The sequence below is a fragment of the Nocardiopsis sp. NPDC055551 genome, from assembly GCF_053619415.1.
In genome coordinates this window covers 17838-35031 of record NZ_JBSHJJ010000002.1, presented here as the reverse complement: position 1 = coordinate 35031, position 17194 = coordinate 17838, and the positions used below count along the sequence as shown (strand labels likewise).

Sequence of the window (17194 nt, the reverse complement as noted above, 5' to 3'; positions counted from 1 at the left end):
GATGGAACCTCTGGCCCGGGGCCGTCCCGTCGGCTGTCGATCAGTCCGTGTTGCGGACGCGCGGGGTCTCCACAACGCGGTGGGTCCTACAGACCCTCGACGTTCAGCAGAAGGTTGACGGTGTCGCTGGGCACGCCGCTCAGCTTGTCGTCGCCACCGTTGGTGGTCATCCAGTCCAGGATGGTGTCCTGGTCGTCGTCACCCTGTCCGCTCTTGTACAGAGCGGCGGCGCCGGCGACGTGCGGGCTGGCCATCGAGGTGCCGCTGTAGGTGTCGGTCCCGCCACCGGGGATGGTCGACTCGACGTCCACGCCCGGGGCGTAGATGTCGACGGCGGGGCCGTAGTTGGAGAAGGACGCGGCGGCGTCGCTCTCGTCGGAGGCACCGACGGAGACGACACCCTCGGCACCGCCCGGGGAGACGTTGTCGGTGTCCTGGCTCTCGTTGCCCGCGGCCACGGCCACGAACACACCGGAGGCCGACAGGTTGTTGACGGCGTCGTCGACGGCCTGGGAGGCGGGGCCGCCCAGCGACATGTTGGCCACGGCGCCGGCCTCGGCGTTCTCGGCCACCCAGTCGATACCGGCGATGACGTCGTCGTAGGAACCGGAGCCGTCGTCGCCCAGAACCTTCACGCCGACCAGGTCGGCGCCGGGGGCGACACCGTAGGTCTCGGAACCGACCGTACCGGCGACGTGGGTGCCGTGGCCCTGTCCGTCCATGCCGTCGCCACCGCTGGCGTCGAAGCCGACCGAGGCGCGGCCACCGAACTCGGGGTGCTCCGGGTCGATGCCGGTGTCGATGACGTAGACCGTGCTGCCGGAGCCGTCGGCCTCGGTGGTGTAGGAGTCGTCCAGGGGCAGGTCCTCCTGGTCGATCCGGTCGAGACCCCAGGTGAGGTTGATCTCGGCCTCGCCGACCTGCTCGATGTAGGCGACGCCGTCCTGGGCCCGCAGGTCCTGGACCTCGGAGCCGCTCAGCGAAGCCGAGTAGCCGTTGATGACCTCTTCATAGGTGTGGTTCACCTGGTCGGAGGAGATCCCCAGGGACGAAGGGGAGACCGAGGAAGTGGTGATCGAGTCCTCCAGGACGACGAACCAGTCGCTGCCCGTGGCGGAGGAGGTGGTGTAGACCGGCGCGAGGTCGTCGGCGCCGGCGGCGGTGGCCCCGGTGAGGGCCATGGGGATGGTGAGCGCGCCGACCGCGACGGCGCCGATGGCAACCCTGCGGGTGGGGTGCTTCTTCACGCGGTTTCCTCCTTGTGGGGGTGATGGGGGTTCCAACACAGACCGTTCTCACCGTGCGTATTCGCTCGATTGCGAACTGCCTGTGATTTGGACACTTTAGGCAGACTTGAACCTCGATTTCCATACTTGTGGAGATTTTTTTCTTCGAGTCTCATTCATCCCATGTCTGACAAAGGGCGCCGAAACCGCCGCCCCGGCCTGACAAACCGCCAGACCGCCACCCTCATAACCGGCCCTAACGCCCGGTAACTTCGACCCCATGGTGGACACCATTCACACGGATCAATTCGGTACCGCGAACCGGAAAACCGCATCCTAAACCTTTACGTTCGGAAATCCAGACGTAACATTTCACCTTTGTTCGACGCGATCGGATCATCCTTCCCGACCGGAACACGAGAACGGGACCGTCCGAGGACGATCCCGTTCACGAAGCGTGTCTGGACGGCCGAACGCTACTCGGCCTTGACCACCATCCCGGCGCCCACCGTGACGTTGGTGGCCTCGTCGATGAGGATGAACCCGCCGGTCTGCCGGTTCTTCGTGTACTCGTCCACGAACAACGGCTGGGTGGAGCGCAGTCGGACCCGACCGATCTCGTTGAGCGCCAGGTGGTCGGCCCGCTCGTCACGGTGCAGCGAGTTGACGTCCAACCGATAGCGCAGATCCTTGACCATCACCTTCGCGGTACGGGTCGTGTGCTTGACGATGAGCTTGGAGCGCGGGGTGAGCTTTCGGGTGTCCGTCATCCAGCACACCATCGCCTCGATGTCCTGGGAGACGGTCGGGGTGTTGTTGGGGCGGCAGATCATGTCGCCCCGGGAGATGTCGATGTCGTCCTCCAACAGGAGGGTGACCGACATGGGTGAGAAGGCCTCGGAGACCTCGCCGTCGGCGGTGAGGATCCGCGACACCCGCGTGGACAGCCCCGAGGGCAGGTGGGTGACCTCGTCGCCCGGCTTGAGCACACCACCGGCGAGCCGGCCGGCGTAGCCGCGGTAGTCGTGCAGTTCGGGATCGTCCGACCTGTGCGGACGGATGACGTACTGCACCGGGAAGCGCGCGTCGATGAGGTTGCGGTCCGAGGCGATGTGCACGTTCTCCAGGTGGTGCAGCAGCGAGGGGCCCGCGTACCAGGGCGTGTTCTCGGACCTGCTCACCACGTTGTCGCCGTGCAGCGCCGAGATCGGCACGAACGTCAGGTCGCGCGTGTCCAGCTTGGCGGCGAACTCGGTGAACTCGGCCTTGATCTCCTCGAAGCGGTCCTGGGAGTAGTCGACCAGGTCCATCTTGTTCACCGCCAGCACCAGGTGCGGCACCTGGAGGAGGGTGGTGAGGAAGGCGTGGCGACGGCTCTGTTCCTGAAGACCCTTGCGGGCGTCCACCAGGATGATCGCCAGGTCCGCGGTGGAGGCGCCGGTGACCATGTTCCGGGTGTACTGGAGGTGCCCGGGGGTGTCGGCGATGATGAACGTGCGCTTGGGCGTGGCGAAGTAGCGGTAGGCCACGTCGATGGTGATGCCCTGCTCCCGCTCGGCTCGTAGACCGTCGGTGAGCAGCGCCAGGTTGGTCTGTTCCTCACCGCGGGCGACGCTGGTGCGCTCCACGGCGTCGAGTTGGTCCTCGAAGATCGACTTGGAGTCGTACAGCAGTCGGCCGATGAGGGTGCTCTTGCCGTCGTCGACGGAGCCCGCCGTGGCGAACCGCAGGATGTCGTTGGTCATGTACCTGGTCCAATGTGCGAGGAGTGAGAAGGTCGAAGCGTAGACACCGAAGGTTCCTGACTTTTAGGACTTTTAGGGCGCCCGAACACGACTAGAAGTAGCCCTCGCGCTTGCGGTCCTCCATGGCGCTCTCACTGGCCCGGTCGTCCGCCCGCGTCTGACCACGCTCGGTGATCCGGGTCGCCGCGATCTCGGCGATGATGTCCTCCAACTCCACGGCGTTGGACTTGACCGCGCCCGTGCAGGTCAGGTCGCCGACGGTGCGGTAGCGGACGGTCTCGTTGAAGGGGACCTCGGTCTCGTCGCGCTGGATGAGCGGGGAGTCGGCGAGGAGGATGCCGTCGCGCTCGAACACGCTGCGCTCGTGCGCGTGGTAGATGGAGGGCAGCTCCAGCCGTTCGCGCTTGATGTACTCCCACACGTCCAGCTCGGTCCAGTTGGAGATGGGGAAGACCCGGATGTGCTCGTCCCGGTTGATCCGGGTGTTGTACACGTCCCACAGCTCGGGACGCTGGTTCTTGGGGTCCCACTGGCCGAACTCGTCCCGGAAGGAGAAGACCCGTTCCTTGGCCCGGGCCTTCTCCTCGTCTCGACGGGCACCACCGAAGGCCGCGTCGAAGCCGTTCTCCTCGATGGCCTCCAACAGGGCCGAGGTCTGGAGCCGGTTGCGGCCGGCCCAGCGCCCGGTGGGCTCCACCACCTTGCCCGCGTCGATCTGCTCCTGCACCGAGGCGATGACCAGGCGCACCCCCGCCTCGGCCACACGGCGGTCGCGGAAGTCGATGACCTCCTCGAAGTTGTGGCCGGTGTCCACGTGCATCACGGGAAACGGGATCGCTCCCGGCCAGAACGCCTTCTCGGCCAGACGCAGCATGACGAGAGAGTCCTTGCCACCGGAGAAGAGCAGCACGGGCCGCTCGAACTCCGCGGCCACCTCGCGCATGATGAAGATGGACTCTGCCTCGAGCACGTCCAGCTGGGAGAGCTGGTAACGCCCGAGGGTCTGCTGACTGGCCTGACCCATGAAACCCGCCTTAGAAGTACCGACACACATGGCCGGACCCACCGCGGAGGATCGTTCGGTCAGCCCCCCGCGTGAGGGCCGGCGCTGTCAAGGTCCGCGCCGTCGCGGATGCTAGCCAACAACATACCCGACAATTCCGATCGACATACAAGGACATCGGGGAGTAGTGGGTCGGCTACGTTATAGCGAAGTTCGGAGCCGTCGATCCGGGAGGTGTGCAGCCCGGCGGCGCGCGCGACCGCGACCGGGGCCGCGCTGTCCCACTCGTACTGGCCGCCCGCGTGCACGTAGATGTCGGCCATGCCGAGCAGCACGGCGCAGATCTTCGCCCCCGCCGACCCCATCGGGATGACCTCGGCGCCCAACTGGGTCGCCATGCGCTGCACGAAGGCAGGTGGTCGGGTCCGGCTGGCGGTGATGCGCAGCCGTTGCCCCTCCGGACGTTCCTCCGGCAACCACGGTGGGTCGACCGTGGACAGGCAGCTGCCCTGCGCGGGCAGGGCGACCGCCCCGGCGACCAGGTCGCCGTTCTCCCACAGCGCCACGTGCACGGCCCAGTCGGTGCGACCTGGCTCGGAGAACTCCCGAGTGCCGTCGAGGGGATCGATGATCCACACGCGATGCGCGTTCAGTCGCGCCGGGTCGTCGGCGCCCTCCTCCGACAACACCGCGTCGCTGGGTCGCAGGCGACCGAGCGTGGAGAAGAGGAACTCGTGCGAGGTCCGGTCGCCCAGTGTGCGCAGGACCTCGGGCTCGTCGAATCCGTGGCGGGCTCGTAGGCGCAGCAGCAGCTGTCCGGCCTCGCTCGCCAGGTCTCGGGCCACCTCATGATCGTTTCGGATGCTCTTCACCGGCTAGTATGCTCCCGCCCCACGGATCACCGCTGACCACGTCTTCCACAGGATCTGGATGTCCAACGTCAGCGACCAGTTTTCCACGTACCGCAAGTCCAGACGGACCGATTCCTCCCAAGAGAGGTCGGAACGACCGCTGACCTGCCACAGGCCCGTCAACCCCGGTTTGACCACCAACCTCCGTCGAACGTCGTGCCCGTACCGGGCGACCTCCTCCGGCAGCGGCGGCCTGGGACCGACGAGCGACATCTCTCCGCGTACCACGTTGAGGAGCTGCGGAAGCTCATCGAGGGAGTAGCGGCGCAGCCACGTCCCCACGGACGTGACCCTGGGGTCCCGCCGCATCTTGAAGAGCACACCGTCGTGCTCGTTTCGGGATTGGAGCACCGTCTTCAGCGCTTCGGCCCCGACCACCATCGTACGGAACTTGTAAACAGTGAACTCGGTCCCGTCCCGTCCTACGCGTGTCTGGCGGAACAGGACGGGACCGCCGTCCTCGGCACGGATCAGGACGAACAACACGATGTACACGGGCGAGAGCAGGACGAGGGCGAGGATCGCGGCGCAACGGTCGAAGGCCCCCTTGAACAACCGTCGGGCACCGACGAGTTCGGGGTGCTCCACGTGTAGCAGCGGCAGCCCCGCGACCGGACGGATCGTGGTGCGCGGACCGGCGACCTCCATGAGGGCGGAGGCGACGGTGAGGTCCGTCCCCGTCTTCTCCAGCCGCCAGGCGAGCCGGCGCAGCTCCACCCCGTCCATCTCCGGACAGGCCAGTACCGCGACGACGTCCGCCCGGACCAGTGCGGCGGCGTCGGCGGCTTCGGAGAAGGTGCCCAGGACCGGGCATCCCTCCACCTCGGTGACACCGGCCTCGTGTTCGGGCAGGCACACGCCGACGACCACCATGCCGTGGTAGATCTCGTCGCGAAAACGGGTGATGAGCTCGCCCGCGGCGCTGCGGTGGCCGACGACCACCACGCCGCTGACGCACCGTCCGGCGCGGCGGCTGCGGTGCAGGGCCTTACGGCGCGCGTAGCGCAGGCCGAGGCCGAGCAGGACGATGAGCGGCAGGGTGATGAGCACGTAGCCGCGGGCCAGGTCGAACTTGACGGCGTAGGCGCCGATCGCGACGGTCGCGGCGAGCACCGCCCCGGCCATGGCGACCCGACGATATTCCTCCGTGCCGACTCCGAGGAAGCGACGTTCGTATCCGCCGCCGAGAAGCACGAAGAGCACCCACACCGGCGGGAAGACGAGTCCAAGGAGCAGATAGGGCGCGGTGGCGTCGGTGCCCAGGGAGCCGTGGAACCTCACGGCGACCCCCGCGAAGCAGGCCAGGAGCGCGGCGAGGAGATCGAGTCCGATCAGATCGACGACGTAGCGGCGCAGCCAGCCGTCGGCCCGGGGTACGGGTCCGGGTCGATCGACGACCCGAATTCGGCGCGGTCTCGGGCCGGCGCCCCATACCGGCGGTCCCTCTGGTCCTACGGTCGCACGGACGTCGGCGGATGGTCCCGCCACGACCGTGGGCTCTTCCTGGATGGTCCCACTACCTGTGATCACGCACTCTCCCAAGACCACGTAAGGCTTCGGTTACTCACGATGGGTAATCGCCCCTGGCGCCATGGGACTCACGCGGAGGGTATGAGCGGGGCGTGCCGTCGGGCGCAAAGTACGTACCGCCAACCCGAACAGTAACCAAAAGTAGTGGAAAAGTCGCTTGGAGTTGCCACGCGAGGCGGAAGAAGTCCCGTTCCCGGCAAGAATGTGGCTGTCTTGAGACCGGGACCGGCCCCACCGAAGGGGACATCTCGGAGGCCGAGCCCACCAGGACCGAAACCCGTCACACAGCGCGACGCCCCGCCCGGTGGTACCGGGCGGGGCGTCGATGAGACAGTTCGGAGGCTAGGCCAGGGCCGGGTTCATCACCGCGGCCAACCGCAGGTGCGGTCGGGCCGACTCCCGCTCCCCCTGACGCTGGAGCGTGCGCCCCAACAGCAGGTGGGCGTAAGCGTCGTCGGCCCCCTCGGAGACGAGTTGCTCCAGCGTGCGGCGGGCCCGACCCAGCTGAGCCGAGTGGAAGTAGGAGCGCGCCACCAGCAGGCGGAGCGCCGGGTCCGAACCGTGTTCGTCCATGAGCGGGCCGAGCAGTTCGAGGGCGCCCAGCGGGTCCCGCAGGGCGAGCAGGGCCTCGGCCCGTCGCATGCGTTCCACCTCCTCGGGCAGCTCCCGAGGTCGCCGGGCGGCGGCCTCGGTCAGGAAGTCCACGATCAGCGCCGGGTCCTGGGCCCCGGACAGGGACATCCCGTTGACGACGAAGGTCGGGGAGGTGCGCACCCCCTCGGCCTTGCCGATGAGCAGGAGTTCACGCACCCTACGGTCACCGGCCTCGGCCGAGAGCTCACCGCCCCGGTCGGAACCGGCGTCGGCGGCGATCGCGGCCAGCACGGCGTGGTCGGCGATGTCACGGCCCTCCACGAAGTGGGCGCGCAACAGCCGCTCCACCACCGCGTCCTGGAGCGCGGGGCCGCCCTCCTCCTCGGCCAGGGCCAGCAGACGGTGGGCGTCGTGGGTGTTCGCGCGCCAGGCGGCGCCCCACTCACCCTCGATGCCCTCGGCCGCGGCCAGTTCGGACACCTGGAACAGCTCGCCGTCGGCGGCGTCCCCGGATTCCGGACCACAGGACCGGAGGGCCTCCTCGACAAAGGGGTCGCGCATGACCTCGTCGATCGGCTCGGACACGGCGGGAGCGGTGGGGTCGATTCGGTAGGGACGCCACACGACCTCGGCCGACTCTCCGGTCCAGCCCTTGAGCGCCCTCTCCAGACGGCGCTTGCCGATGTACGCCCAGGGGCAGACCGGGTCCGCCCAGATCTCGATTCTCATGTCGCCAAGATAAACGACACTCGTTGCTAAAGCAACACCTGTTGTTTATGCTGTGGGTCATGAACCCCGACGATCCCCGGGTACGCCGGACCCGCCAACGCCTGCGCGCGGCACTGTTGTCCCTGGCCGCGGAACAGGAACTCGCCACCGTCACCATGGCCGCCGTCGCCCGCAGGGCCGAGGTCAACCGGGCCACCGCCTACCAGCACTATGCCGACCTGGATGGGCTGGTCGCCGACGCCATGGAGGACGCGGTGGCGCACGTGGCCCGTTGCGCGGTGCTGTGCCCGCTCGACACCCCCGGCGACGCGACCCCCGAGCCCCTGGTCGACCTGTTCGCCCACGTGGTGGAGAACGCCGTGCTCTACCGACGGATGTTCGCCGAACGTGGCAGCGCCCGCTTCGCCGAACTCCTGCGCGAACGTGTCGCCGGCGCACTGGTGTCGGGGTTCTCCGAGGGACGGCGCCCCGCGACGCATTCGCGGGTCCCCCCGGAACTGCACGCCTCGTTCGTTGCCGGCGCACTGGTGGGCGCGATCGCCGTCACGGCCGAGGGTGGCCGCTCCCCCGACATCGACGCCCGCGACACCTGGCTCCTGCTCACCCGCTGACCCGGGTCAGCGGTTCGGGGGCGTGGTGCTGTCGCGGACCACGAGCCGCGTGGCCAGTTCGATGCGCGAGCTCTCGATGTTCTCGTCCCGGACGATCCGCTGGATGGTGCGCACCGCCATCCGACCCATGTCCGCCAAGGGCTGGCGGACCGTGGTCAGGGGCGGCGACGACCAGCGCGCCTCGGGCAGGTCGTCGAACCCGACCACGCTGACGTCGTCGGGCACCCGGAGCCCGCGCTGTCGCAGCGCCTCGTACACACCAAGGGCCATCTGGTCGCTGGAGACGAACACCGCGGTGGGCGGGTTCTCCCCCTCGAACAGTTTCTGACCGGCCCGGAAACCCGACTCGTAGGTGTACTTCCCCGAGGCGATGAGGCCGTCCTCCACGGCGATCCCGGCCATCTCCAGCGCGGCCCGGTACCCGTCCATCCGGGCCCGGCTGCACCACAGCTCCGGGCGCCCCTCGACGAAGCCGACGCGTCGGTGACCCAGTTCGATGAGGTACTCGGTGGCGCTCAACCCGCCCGACCAGTTGGTGGCACCGATGGTGGGGGTGGCCAGGTCCGGGACGCCCACGGCGTCGATGACCACGGCCGGCACCTTCAGCTCCCGCAGCTCCTCGTTCAGCGAGGGGTCCAGGTCGGTCGTGACCAGGATGACGCCGTCGCTGACCCGGGCCCGAACGTTGTCCAACCATTGTCGGGCCGAGGTCGCCCTGCGATGTATCGCCGAGACGACCACCCCGGCGCCCGACTGGTGGGCGACGTCCTCCACCCCACGGATGATCTCCACCGCCCACGGGCTGTCCAGGTCGTTGAAGACCAGGTCGATCAGGCCGACACGTTCCTTCGACCGCTGCCCACGACGTCGGTAGCCGTGCGTGCGCAACAGCTTCTCGATCCGCTCCCTGGTGGCGGGGGCGACGTCTTCGCGCCCGTTGAGGACACGAGAGACCGTGGGGGCCGAGACTCCGGCCTCCGCGGCGATGGCGGAGATGGTGACGTCTCGGGATGGGGTACCGACCACTGATCCTCCTTGGTGCTCACCCAGAGTACGAGCCCCCGGGACCACCGGCCCCGGAATTCCTCCCCCGTAGGGGTCTTGACGCTCACCGGGCCCCGATCTACTGTCCATTTCCACTCATGTTTCGGAATATTGCCGAAAAGTTTCGAAACCCGACCCTCTGGAGTGCCCCCGCAATGAGACAAGTACGAACGTCGACGCTCCTGGTCGGAGCCGCGGTCGCCGCCCTGGCCGTACCTCTGACCCTCTCCCCCGCCCTTTCGAACTCCAACGCCCGACCGGCCGAAACGGTCGGCGACGCACAACAGGTGACTCTGGGAGACGCCGCCCCCGACGGCCTGGTCATCGGCAGCGCCGTGGCCGGTGGCGGACACCACGGTGACCAGGACTACCCCGACCCCTTCACCGGTGACGCCCCCTACCGGAACCTGCTCGCCACCGAGTTCACCTCTCTGTCGGCGGAGAACCAGATGAAGTGGGACCACCTTCGCCCGGACCGGGACACCTACGCCTTCGACGAAGCCGACGCCATCGTCGAATTCGCCCGGGCGAACGGGCAGGTCGTGCGCGGCCACACCCTCCTGTGGCACAGCCAGAACCCCGAATGGCTGGAGAACGGCGACTTCACCGACGAAGAGCTCCGCGACATCCTGCGGGACCACATCGAGACCGTCGTCGGACGCTACGCCGGACAGATCCAGCAGTGGGACGTGGCCAACGAGATCTTCGACGACAACGGGAACCTGCGGACCCAGGAGAACGTCTGGATCCGCGAACTCGGCCCGGAGATCATCGCCGACGCCTTCCGTTGGGCGCACGAGGCCGACCCCGGGGCCGAGCTGTACCTGAACGACTACAGCGTGGAGAGCGTCAACGCCAAGAGCGACGCCTACCTCGCGCTCAGTCGGGAACTGCTCGCCGACGGTGTGCCCCTGCACGGGTTCTCCGCCCAGGGACACCTGAGCCTGCAGTACGGCTTCCCCGCCGACCTGGAGGACAACCTGCGTCGCTTCGAGGAGCTCGGACTGGGCACCGCCCTGACCGAGGTGGACGTGCGTATGCCCCTCGCCGAGGGCGCGGAGCCCACCGAGGAGCAGCTGCGGCAACAGGCCGACTACTACGCGCGAACCCTGGAGGCCTGTCTCAACCTGGACTCCTGCGGCTCCTACACGGTCTGGGGACTGCCGGACAAGTACTCCTGGGTCCCGGTGACCTTCGAAGGTGAGGGCGCCGCCACCATCTACTGGGACGACCTGACCACCAAGCCCGCCTACGACGCGCTCTTGGAAGCCCTGCTCGACGCCTCCTGAGCCGGCACCCGGGCGGGGCGACGACCCCGGATCCCGTGCCCGCCCGGGGCCATCGGTCAAGCGGCGGTGTGGAAGACGTTCTGCGCCTTGCCCAGACCATCGGTCAGGATGGTACGGACCGCGTCGGCCGCCCGATCCACGTTCAGGTCCAGCTCACGGCTCTCGGTGGTGGAGAAATCGCGCAGGACGTACGCCGCCGGGTCCATCCGTCCGGGGGGACGGCCCACGCCGAAACGCACCCGAAGGTAGTCGGGGCCGCCCAGGGAGGCGGTGGTCGACTTCAGCCCGTTGTGGCCGCCGGAGCCCCCGCCCTTCTTCAGCTTCAGGGCCCCGTAGTCGATGTCCATCTCGTCGTGCACGACGATGATCCGCTCCATGGGGACCTTGTAGAACTTCGCGAGCCCGGCGACCGGGCCCCCGGACACGTTCATGAAGGTACGGGGCTTGGCCAGGACCACGGCGGCGCCGTCGATTCGGGTCTCCACGACCTCGGCGTGCGCCTTGTGGGCCTTCCATCGCTCACCCTTGTCGGCCGCCAGCGCGTCCACCACCATGAAGCCGGCGTTGTGCCGGTTCCCCGCGTACTTGGGGCCTGGGTTGCCCAACCCCACGACCAACCATCGCTCGGTCTCGGCCATGTCCTTGTCGTCCCTGCTCTTCCTGACACCCAGCCTGCTCAAAAAGCCCCACATGTCGAATGACCCTATCGAGACGCGTCCGGGCTCCGAAACGCCGAACGCGCGGACCCCTGGGGGCCCGCGCGTTCGGTGTGAAACTCGTGATGACGAGTCGCCGACTTACTCGGCTGCGTCACCAGCGGCCTCGGCGGCCTCGGTGCTGGTCTCCGGCTCCTCGTCCACGCGAGGCGCGGAAACGGTGAGCACGGTGGTCTCAGCGTCGTCCACCAGGGTTGCGCCCTGGGGAAGCTCGACCTCTCCGGCGGTGGGAACGGCACCGATCTCCATGCCCTGGATGTCGAACACGACCTGGTCGGGGATGTTGTTGGCCTCGACCAGAACGCGAACGGTCACCAGCTCCTGGTTGAGAACACCCGGGGCCTTGACCTCGCCGGTCAGGATCAGGGGCACCTCGACCTCGACCCGCTCGCCCTTGGTCACGACGAGCAGGTCGACGTGCTCCAGGAAGCCCTTGATGGCATCGCGCTGGATGCTCTTGGGCAGGGCGAGGTTGTCCTTGTCCAGACCCTCGATGCGGATCAGGACGTTCGGGGTCTTCAGGGCGAGCATGAGCTCGTGGCCCGGCAGGTTCAGGTGGCGGGGCTCGGTGCCGTGGCCGTAGAGGACGGCCGGCACCTTACCCGCGCGGCGGGCGCGACGAGAGGCGCCCTTGCCGAATTCCGTGCGGGGCTCGGCAGCGATACGTACCTCGGACACGACAAAACTCCTCGGGTTCAACCCCGCAGCACGGGGAACACGACTCCAGTAGTACGAACGATTCCCGCCCTCGGCGGGGAATACGGCGGGGTCGCCCATCTGGTTGGGGACTCGACCACCCAGGTTCCAGGCGTGCCCGGCGAGCCGCCACCGGACCCGCCCGGCCCGGGAACGCTCGTCGCGCACCCCTGCCCGTGTGGGTTTACCAGATGGGGAACACACGCGGGAAGCGCGCGCATCCATCCGGGCACGGGGACACTCGGTCAAGTCTACTGCTTCTGGTGACGACTCCGTACATCCCCCACCGGGGCCCACCCGCGAAGCGGTGGACCCCGGTGGGGGACGGGCGTTTCAGCGCCTGAGAGGGCCTCTGATGTGAGGCCGTTCTCTCACTCAGTCGAACAGGCTGGTCACCGAACCGTCGGTGAACACCTCGTTGACCGCACGGGCGATCAGCGGGGCGATCGACAGCGTGGTCAGCTTGTCGAAGCAACGCTCATCCGGGATGGGGAGCGTGTTGGTGATGACGACCTCGGAGATGCGCGAGTTCTGCAGACGCTCGGCGGCCGGCCCCGAGAGGACCCCGTGGGTGGCCGCGACCAGGACCTTCTTGGCGCCCTGCTCGAAGAGGGCGTCGGCGGCCTTCACGATGGTGCCACCGGTGTCGATCATGTCGTCGACCAGGACGCAGACGCGGTCCTTGACCTCACCGACGACCTCGTGCACCTTCACCTCGTTGGCGATGTCCGGGTCACGACGCTTGTGGATGATGGCCAGCGGCGCGCCCAGACGGTCGGCCCAACGGTCGGCGGTGCGCACGCGGCCGGCGTCGGGGGAGACCACGGTGATCTCGGAGTGGTCGACCTGGGCACCGATGTGGTCGGCCAGGATCGGCAGCGCGAACAGGTGGTCCACCGGCCCGTCGAAGAAACCCTGGATCTGGTCGGTGTGCAGGTCGACGGCCATCATCCGGTCCGCGCCCGCGGTACGGAACAGGTCCGTCATGAGGCGGGCGGAGATGGGCTCGCGGCCGCGGTGCTTCTTGTCCTGGCGCGCGTAGCCGAAGAACGGGGTCACCACGGTGATCCGCTTGGCGGAGGCACGCTTGAGCGCGTCCACCATGATCAACTGCTCCATGATCGACTCGTTGATCGGGTCCGCGTGACACTGGATCACGAAGGCGTCGGACCCTCGCACCGACTCCAGGTAGCGAACGAAGATCTCGCCATTGGCGAAGGTGTCGAACCGGGTGGGGACCACGTCGATCCCCAGCTCCTTGGCCACCTCCTCGGCCAGCGCGGGGTGCGTGCGCCCCGAGAAAAGCATCAGTTGTTTCTGCCCGGTGGCCTTCATCCCGGTCACGTGATTCTCCCCCACAGTCACTGCTCGTCGGCGTCGGCGCCCGCGCGCCGTTCCGCCTGCTCCGCCGCTTCGGCGGAGGCTGTTCCCGGACGCTTGCGAAGCGTCCAGCCCTCGACGTTACGCTGCCGGTGTCCCTCGGAAACGGCCAGGGCCCCCGGCGGAACGTCGTCGCGGACCACGGTCCCGGCGCCGGAGTAGGCGCCGTCGCCCACGGTCACGGGCGCGACGATGGTGTTGTCGCTGCCGATGCGCACGTGGTCGCCGATGGTGCTCCGGGACTTGTCGACCCCGTCGTAGTTGACGAACACCGAGGAGCAGCCGATGTTGCTGCCCACACCGATGTCGGCGTCGCCCACGTAGGTCAGGTGCGGGATCTTCGATCCGGCGCCCACGTTCGAGTTCTTGACCTCGACGAAGGCCCCGGCCTTGGTCCGCCCGGCCAGGCGGGTGCCCGGCCGAAGGTAGGTGTAGGGACCGACGCCGGCCTCGGCCCCGATCTCGGCGCCGTCCGCGGTGGTCTGTCGCACCACGGCGCCGTCACCGACGACGGTGTCGCGCAGGTCGGCGCCGGGGCCGATCTCGGCGTCCTCGCCGATGCGGGTGGTGCCGTACAGCCGGGTGTCGGGGTGCACCACGGTGTCGCGACCGATGACGACCTCGGCCTCCACCCAGGTCGTCGCGGGGTCCACGATGGTGACGCCGGAGAGCATGAGGTCATGCAGGAGACGGTCGTTGAGCAGTCGACGGGCCTCGGCGAGCTGGACGCGGTTGTTGACGCCCTGGACCTCGTGCCAGTCGTCGGCGACCCACGCGCCGACCCGGTGACCGTCGCCGCGGAGCAGACCGACGACGTCGGTGATGTACTCCTCACCCTTGGCGTTGTCACTGGACAGACGCTGGACGACCTCGGTGAGCAGGGCCGCGTCGAAGGCGTACATGCCGGAGTTGATCTCGTCGATGGCGAGCTGATCGGGCGTCGCGTCGGACTGCTCGACGATCTCGGTGAACCCGCCGTCGGCGTCGCGGACGATGCGGCCGTAGCCGTGCGGGTCGGGGACCCGGGCCGACAGGGCCGTGACGGCGTTGCCCTCGCGCTCGTGTTCGGCGATCAGACCGACCAGGGTCTGGCCGCGCAGGAGCGGGGTGTCACCACAGGTGAGAACGGCGGTCCCGGTGAGCTTGAGCCCTTGCCGGGCCAGGTCCTCCAGGGCCATGCGCACCGCGTGACCGGTGCCGTTCTGTTCCTCCTGGATGGCGGTGGACGCCTCTGGGGCGACCCGCGAGAGGTGCTCGGTGAAGTGTTCACGCTTGTGGCCGAGCACCACCACCGTGTGTTCGGGATCGGTCGCCCGCGCCGCTTCGAGAACGTGGCCGAGCATGCTGCGGCCGCCGATCTCGTGCAGCATCTTGGGGAGCTTGGACTTCATCCGGGTGCCCTCTCCCGCGGAGAGGACGATGACGGCAGCCGGGCGTTTCACGCTCACTGAAGGAGACCCCTCGTGATAGCTGGCACTTGAACAGTCGGCTCACCCTTCGGCGGCGCGTCCCGCATGCCGAGCGGGCGGCCGTCGGATGACCGGCGGCCGACATGGGAAGGATACATGCGCGTCATGAGCGCTCTTCTGCGGTGGCGCGCGTGGAGGGTGACACCGATTTCGAGCGCCGTGCGGCGGAACCACCGGATATGGCGGGGAAAGGCCACCCGAGTGGGACCGCGGCTCGTGTGATCCACACGATCGTGTGGTCACCGTCTCAGGCCTGACGGCGGGCCGCTCCCGGACCAGGGCTCGAACCTGGACGATGGGGACCAAAACCCCACATGCTGCCGATTACATCATCCGGGAACGCGACGGGCGGGTCCGCCCGTGCGTCCGCCACCAACATAGCGCCTTTCACCGAGGGCTTGCCAAACCTACGGGGACGTAGGTTACGGTTACGTAGGAATAGGTTGGGCCGTCCCGCCGGGTACACCAAACCCCTGTGACGCCGTACTGACCAGCGACGACGTTTCCTGCGACGAGGTGTGCAAGACCATGACCGCTGCCCCTGAAGTTCCCGCCGAAGAGACCGAGAGCACCGCGACACGCGCCGCCAAACGTGAGCCGATTCCCGAGTACGAGCCCGAACTGAGGGGCAAGGCCGAGCGCTACACCGTCTTCGCGTTCGTGTTCGTCCCGCTACTCGCCCTGCTCGCCGCGGTGCCGTTCTTCTGGGGTTGGGGCCTGACGATCACCGACATCGTCATCGCGACGGTCTTCTACGTGATCAGCGGTCTGGGCATCACCGTCGGCTTCCACCGTCACTTCACACACGGTTCCTTCAAGGCCAATCGCCCGCTGCGCATCGCGCTTGCGGTCGCCGGAAGCCTGGCCATCGAGGGCAGTGTCATCAAGTGGGTGGCCGACCACCGCCGCCACCACAAGTACGCGGACGCCGAGGGCGACCCGCACTCGCCGTGGCGCTTCGGCGACGACTGGAAGTCCGTGGCCAAGGGCATGTACTACGCGCACATGGCGTGGATGTACCTGGACGAGAAGAAGACCTCACCGCGCCGCTTCACCCCGGACCTGCTCAAGGACAAGGACGTCGTCCTCGTCGACAAGCTGTTCCTGCCGATCGTGCTGTTCTCGCTGTTCGCCCCGGCCGCCATCGGTGGTCTGGTCACCATGTCCTGGTGGGGCGCCGTCACCGCCTTCTTCTGGGCCAGTCTGGTCCGCATCGCCCTGCTGCACCACGTCACCTGGTCGGTCAACTCCATCTGCCACACCATCGGCGAGGAGAACTTCGAGGTGCGCGACCGCTCCCGCAACGTGTGGTGGCTGGCCATCCCGTCGTTCGGCGAGTCCTGGCACAACCTGCACCACGCGGACCCGACCTGCGCCCGCCACGGTGTACTCAAGGGCCAGATCGACATCTCCGCCCGGGTCATCTGGGCGTTCGAGAAGTTCGGCTGGGCCACCAAGGTGCGCTGGCCCAACAACGAACGACTCGCCGCCAAGCGGGTCAAGGTCTAGGATCGGTAACCATCATGGGAGCAGCCGACAGCGAACAGGGGACCCGCGTGCGCCGCAAGCGCATGACGGGCAAGGAGCGTCGGCAACAGCTGTTGGGGATCGGCCGGGAGCTGTTCGCCGAACGAGGGTTCGACGCGACCTCCGTTGAGGAGATCGCCGCGCGGGCCGGTGTGTCCAAACCCGTGGTGTACGAGCACTTCGGCGGCAAGGAGGGCATCTACGCCGTCGTCGTGGACCGGGAGATGCGCACGCTCCTGGACATGATGGGCGAGGCCCTCACCGCGGACAACGCACGGAACAAGATCGAGAAGGCGGCCCTGGCCCTGCTGCGCTACGTCGAGGAGGACAGCGTCGGTTTCCGGGTACTCACCCGCGACTCCCACGTGGCCTCCGGGACGGGCAGTTTCGCCAGCCTGATCAACGACATCGCCAGCCAGGTCGAACACATCATGGCCGACGAGTTCGACGAACGCGGTTACGATCCCGGACTCGCTCCCATGTACGCGCAGGCACTCGTGGGCATGTGGGCGCTGACCGGCCAGTGGTGGCTGGAAGTGCGCAAGCCCAAGCGCGAGGTGGTCGCGGCCCACCTGGTCAACCTGGCCTGGAACGGGCTCTCCGCGCTGGAGGCCAAGCCGAGGCTGGACACGCGCCGCAAGCGCTCGGTTTGAAGGACATCGACGGTGGGGCGGGTACGTTTCGTGTACCCGCCCCACTATCTTGATGTCAAGAGATAGGCTGT

The 17194-nt window shown here is 67.9% G+C and carries 15 protein-coding genes; 4 read left to right on the top strand and 11 right to left on the bottom strand.

Annotation, left to right across the window (positions count from 1 at the left end; all coding sequences use genetic code 11):
* Nucleotides 1-86: 86 nt before the first annotated feature.
* The 6 genes from ACWGSK_RS03995 to ACWGSK_RS03970 all read right to left on the bottom strand — a co-directional run bounded on the left by ACWGSK_RS03995 (nt 87) and on the right by ACWGSK_RS03970 (nt 7738).
* Entirely contained in the window at nt 87-1247 is a 1161-nt protein-coding gene (locus tag ACWGSK_RS03995; RefSeq protein WP_358510393.1) for a S8 family peptidase, read from the bottom strand.
* A gap of 455 nt (nt 1248-1702) precedes the next feature.
* A complete protein-coding gene (gene cysN, locus ACWGSK_RS03990) occupies nt 1703-2971 on the bottom strand; it encodes a sulfate adenylyltransferase subunit CysN (RefSeq protein WP_358510396.1) in 1269 nt (422 codons plus the stop codon).
* 91 nt (nt 2972-3062) lie between these two features.
* Nucleotides 3063-3995, bottom strand: a complete 933-nt coding sequence (gene cysD, locus ACWGSK_RS03985) for a sulfate adenylyltransferase subunit CysD (RefSeq protein WP_452455205.1) — start codon at nt 3993-3995, stop codon at nt 3063-3065.
* Nucleotides 3996-4054: 59 nt separating this feature from the next.
* Nucleotides 4055-4846: a 3'(2'),5'-bisphosphate nucleotidase CysQ gene (locus ACWGSK_RS03980; RefSeq protein ID WP_358510402.1), complete on the bottom strand. Its 792-nt coding sequence runs from the start codon at nt 4844-4846 to the stop codon at nt 4055-4057.
* A 3-nt stretch (nt 4847-4849) separates the two neighbouring features.
* The gene (locus ACWGSK_RS03975; RefSeq protein ID WP_358510404.1) at nt 4850-6415 is read right to left on the bottom strand and encodes a sugar transferase; all 1566 of its coding nucleotides are present in this window, start codon (nt 6413-6415) and stop codon (nt 4850-4852) included.
* Between the two features lie 342 nt (nt 6416-6757).
* Nucleotides 6758-7738: a DsbA family protein gene (locus ACWGSK_RS03970; RefSeq protein ID WP_452455204.1), complete on the bottom strand. Its 981-nt coding sequence runs from the start codon at nt 7736-7738 to the stop codon at nt 6758-6760.
* A 59-nt stretch (nt 7739-7797) separates the two neighbouring features.
* On the opposite strand from ACWGSK_RS03970, the gene ACWGSK_RS03965 reads away from it, so the two are divergent.
* Nucleotides 7798-8349 carry a TetR/AcrR family transcriptional regulator gene (locus ACWGSK_RS03965; protein WP_358510410.1) on the top strand — a complete coding sequence of 184 codons (552 nt, stop codon included), beginning with the start codon at nt 7798-7800 and terminating at the stop codon, nt 8347-8349.
* A gap of 6 nt (nt 8350-8355) precedes the next feature.
* Here the strand turns inward: ACWGSK_RS03965 and ACWGSK_RS03960 are convergent, their stop codons facing one another.
* Nucleotides 8356-9375, bottom strand: coding sequence for a LacI family DNA-binding transcriptional regulator (locus tag ACWGSK_RS03960; protein WP_452455203.1), 1020 nt, complete (start codon nt 9373-9375; stop codon nt 8356-8358).
* 173 nt (nt 9376-9548) lie between these two features.
* Here ACWGSK_RS03960 and ACWGSK_RS03955 point away from each other — a divergent pair, with 173 nt between their 5' ends.
* A complete protein-coding gene (locus tag ACWGSK_RS03955) occupies nt 9549-10682 on the top strand; it encodes an endo-1,4-beta-xylanase (RefSeq protein WP_358510416.1) in 1134 nt (377 codons plus the stop codon).
* Nucleotides 10683-10738: 56 nt separating this feature from the next.
* Here ACWGSK_RS03955 and pth read toward each other — a convergent pair whose 3' ends face one another.
* From pth to glmU, 4 genes are all read right to left on the bottom strand, one after another.
* Nucleotides 10739-11374 carry an aminoacyl-tRNA hydrolase gene (pth, locus tag ACWGSK_RS03950; RefSeq protein ID WP_358510418.1) on the bottom strand — a complete coding sequence of 212 codons (636 nt, stop codon included), beginning with the start codon at nt 11372-11374 and terminating at the stop codon, nt 10739-10741.
* A gap of 105 nt (nt 11375-11479) precedes the next feature.
* Nucleotides 11480-12076, bottom strand: coding sequence for a 50S ribosomal protein L25/general stress protein Ctc (locus ACWGSK_RS03945; RefSeq protein WP_452455202.1), 597 nt, complete (start codon nt 12074-12076; stop codon nt 11480-11482).
* Between the two features lie 393 nt (nt 12077-12469).
* Complete coding sequence (locus tag ACWGSK_RS03940) at nt 12470-13438, bottom strand: ribose-phosphate diphosphokinase (RefSeq protein WP_358510424.1); 969 nt, start codon at nt 13436-13438, stop codon at nt 12470-12472.
* A 17-nt stretch (nt 13439-13455) separates the two neighbouring features.
* The gene (gene glmU, locus ACWGSK_RS03935; RefSeq protein ID WP_358510427.1) at nt 13456-14922 is read right to left on the bottom strand and encodes a bifunctional UDP-N-acetylglucosamine diphosphorylase/glucosamine-1-phosphate N-acetyltransferase GlmU; all 1467 of its coding nucleotides are present in this window, start codon (nt 14920-14922) and stop codon (nt 13456-13458) included.
* A gap of 549 nt (nt 14923-15471) precedes the next feature.
* Here glmU and ACWGSK_RS03930 point away from each other — a divergent pair.
* Both ACWGSK_RS03930 and ACWGSK_RS03925 read left to right on the top strand, forming a co-directional pair.
* Entirely contained in the window at nt 15472-16452 is a 981-nt protein-coding gene (locus tag ACWGSK_RS03930; protein WP_358510430.1) for an acyl-CoA desaturase, read from the top strand.
* A 14-nt stretch (nt 16453-16466) separates the two neighbouring features.
* Nucleotides 16467-17123, top strand: a complete 657-nt coding sequence (locus ACWGSK_RS03925) for a TetR/AcrR family transcriptional regulator (RefSeq protein ID WP_358510432.1) — start codon at nt 16467-16469, stop codon at nt 17121-17123.
* Nucleotides 17124-17194: the final 71 nt, after the last annotated feature.